Origin of the sequence: Klebsiella sp. A-Nf5 (assembly GCF_002810545.1) — a bacterium.
In the GTDB taxonomy this organism is placed as follows: domain Bacteria; phylum Pseudomonadota; class Gammaproteobacteria; order Enterobacterales; family Enterobacteriaceae; genus Klebsiella; species Klebsiella variicola.
Map to the genome: position 1 here is coordinate 1 of NZ_PIOG01000035.1, position 525 is coordinate 525.

At 38.3% G+C, this 525-nt stretch carries 1 protein-coding gene; it reads right to left on the reverse strand.

The features are described 5' to 3' along the window. Window positions 1-167: 167 nt before the first annotated feature. Window positions 168-525, reverse strand: a 358-nt coding sequence (locus CWM53_RS31600) for a hypothetical protein (protein WP_206062603.1), incomplete at its 5' end; no start/stop codon positions are given.

Genomic DNA, 525 nt, shown 5'->3' on the forward strand with positions numbered 1-525 from the left:
GACAGTCTACTGATGCCATACGCCGGACTCATGAGCAGCAACCGCTCACTACCGGGTATGAAGGATTCGACCATACCCCACCGTATGACGATGATTTCAAAAATTAATAGTAAAAAGGATCCAGTTCAGCCAGAGGAGAGGCGCTTTTCACTTAAGGAGAAGTAACATTACTCGGATTCTTTATTCACTTTATCGAAGATATCGTTGTTCAATCTCTGTAATTCTATGAAATTTATGATGAAATATATCGAGGAGTATATCATTAGCAGGCAAAGAAAAATAGAGGCGCTAATCTTCAAATCAAACTTACCTGCGATAGACACAACATACTCATATATTGCAATGTATTGATTTAAAACATAATAAATTGTAGTTAATCCAAAATGTACAAGGAATGAATTTCGGACCTTCGAAATGTTTTTGCGAATCGCAGCAAGGTAAGCTCTGTTCTTAACGCCACTAGGATTGAACGTCACAATCAAGCCTAGACCAATTGAAAACATGATCCCAGCCACGGTAAAAACT